Below are 2430 nucleotides of genomic sequence, written 5' to 3' on the forward strand. Positions count from 1 at the left end.
CTGGCGCGCCAGCGATGAGGAGCGCGCCATCGTGTGCGCGCTCCGCCGCTCTACCGGCTTTCCCCTCGACGCGCTGACCTTCGTCGTCAGCCACTTCCTGCCGCATCTGAACCGGGACGCCGTCTATCGCATCCTCAAGGCGGAGGGTCTCAACCGGCTGCCGCCGTCCGAGCAGGCCCGCAAGCCGCACGGCACCTCCAAGGACTACGAGGTCGGCTTCGTCCATGTCGACGTGAAGCACCTGCCCAAGCTGCGCGATCGTGACGGTTCCACCCGCAAGCGCTTCCTCTACGTCGCCATCGACCGCGCCTCCCGCTACGTGCACCTCGCCGTCAAGGATGATGAGACCACAGCCTCGGCCGTCGCCTTCCTCACGGACGCCCTCGACGCCTTCCCCTTCCAGGTCACCCACGTGCTCACCGACCGCGGCTCCCGCTTCACCGCCGATGCCTTCGAGGCCGCCTGCGTGCGGCATGGCGTGCGGCATCGCAAGACGCGTCCCTACACGCCGAAGACCAATGGCATGGTCGAGCGCTTCAACGGCCGGGTGCAGCGGGAGGTGCTGGGCATCATGATCTACAGCCACGCCGACCTGGAGATCGTGCTGCGCGGCTTCAACGCGGCCTACAACGGTCGCCGTCAGCGCGTGCTCAAAGGTCTCTCGCCCGCGATGGTGCTGCGCCAGCGTCTCGAAGCCAATCCAGCGCTCGCCAATCCCACCTACAGACCGCCCAGCCCGAGCCTCATCAAACGCGCCGTCCGCATCGTCGCAGACGCCAAGGAGGTCTCGCATCCAGACAGCTAGTGCGCCCGCCACTGTTCGATCACGACGCTGGCTTCCTTAAGCAAGTAGGACACTTCGCGGTTGAGGAGTTCGTCGTGCAGCTTCGCGTTCAAGCTCTCGCAACAGCCGTTCTCCCACGGACTGCCCAGTTCGATGTAGGCGGTCGTCGAGCCAACCGATGCGATCCGGTCCTGAACGGCCTTGATGATGAGTTCTGGGCCGTTGTCCGAGAATACATGACATGCAGCGCCGCGACGGCTGAACAGGTCCGAGAGTACGTCGATCACATCCAGCGCCTTCAGTTTGCGAGCGACGCGGATGGCCAGGCACTCGCGGGTGAAGTCATCAATGACGTTCAGCATCCGGTACTTGCGTCCGTTGTGCATGCGATGCTCGACTAGCCGAAGGCGAGCGAAGAGCGAACAATTCGTACGACCAGACGTGATCGGGGTGCTCCGGCCGCAGTCGCAGGCACGAGCCGTCGTTAAGCCAGACGCGCGCCCGCTTCGGCCGTAGGCGGTGTCTGGGTCCGCCCTTTCGGTTGGCGTGACGAGTTTGAATGCTGATGCCCATTTTCGGGGGGGCGTGGAAATCGGCTAGTGTATGGACTTGAGCGTAGGTTTGAGCCTATACGCCAGGAGATCATCAACGGTGCGGGTGGTCGGCGGGCCTGGTCGGCTGACTCCGATGCCTCGGTCCTGGATGAGACGCTCCTGCCCGGCGCGGTCGTGTCCGTGGTGGCCCGTCGCGATTTACTGGCGCCGCAACTGGTGTTCGGCGGGCGGCGCGGCGCGCTTGAGGTTGAGCGGCTTTCCACAGCGGTGGGATACGTACCCGCTGTTGTCGCGGAGCCGAAGCCCGCGCCGCTCGCTGCACCTGCGAAACGGCTCCCGACGTGCGCGACGTCGCGATACAGCCGCCGGGATCGATTTCGAGATCTTCGGCGTCGCCGTCAGCCTTGGATCACGCGTCCCAAGCTCCTGAAGCACGCCAAGTACGACCGTGCCAACCTCGATCTCCTCCAACGACGCTTCCTACTCGCAGCCTGATCCACTAAACCCGGCGAAGAGCCACTTTTCAGGGGGCAAGCCGCCGCGCCGAGTTTCAAGGAGGCCATTTGGTTTGGGTCAGGCTGCCAAGGTTTGTACCTCGGTCTAGGAATAATAGCGCGCTTCAGCCTCGGCGGGTCGGATGTTCCCGGTCGGTTCGAGCAGGCGGCGGATATGGACACGTCGACCCATTCGTGGGTAGCGAACTCAAGCGCCTATACCTTCCCGGCTCTGGCTTACCGGCCATCAATGGCCGCCACCATGCAGTAACCTCTTAACTGGCTCGGTTCAAAACTCATCTCAGGTCATTTCGCTGTTGAACTCTAATTCTCTATCAGCTAACGGCAAGCGCTCGCGTTTCGAAAAAGAGACCTTATAATTCATGTTAAAGCCGTAACTTTGCACTTCTATGCCACCAATTTTGTTCCATCACATGGGAAATCAAAATGAGTAAAAAGAAGGCACTGATTACGGGGATCACGGGGCAGGACGGGGCGTATCTGGCGCAGTTGCTGCTGTCGAAGGGCTACGCGGTCCACGGGGTGGTGCGGCGCTCGAGCCATGCCGGGGTGTTCGACCACCGGCTAAAGTGGCTCG

2 protein-coding genes and 1 pseudogene are annotated in these 2430 nt (G+C 62.6%); 2 read left to right on the top strand and 1 reads right to left on the bottom strand.

The window, feature by feature from the left end; translation table 11 throughout:
• Positions 1–805, top strand: an 805-nt coding sequence (locus FV230_RS27285) for a DDE-type integrase/transposase/recombinase (protein ID WP_147844597.1), incomplete at its 5' end; no start/stop codon positions are given.
• Here the strand turns inward: FV230_RS27285 and FV230_RS27290 are convergent.
• A pseudogene (locus FV230_RS27290) lies at positions 805–1297 on the bottom strand (DDE-type integrase/transposase/recombinase); the annotation flags it as partial. The gene FV230_RS27285 and the pseudogene FV230_RS27290 sit on opposite strands and share 1 nt — an antisense overlap.
• A 982-nt stretch (positions 1298–2279) precedes the next feature.
• On the opposite strand from FV230_RS27290, the gene FV230_RS27295 reads away from it, so the two are divergent.
• Positions 2280–2430 (top strand): GDP-mannose 4,6-dehydratase (locus tag FV230_RS27295; protein ID WP_147844598.1); only part of this gene is annotated, 151 nt, incomplete at its 3' end.

It is taken from the genome of Methylobacterium sp. WL6 (assembly GCF_008040095.1).
GTDB lineage: Bacteria > Pseudomonadota > Alphaproteobacteria > Rhizobiales > Beijerinckiaceae > Methylobacterium.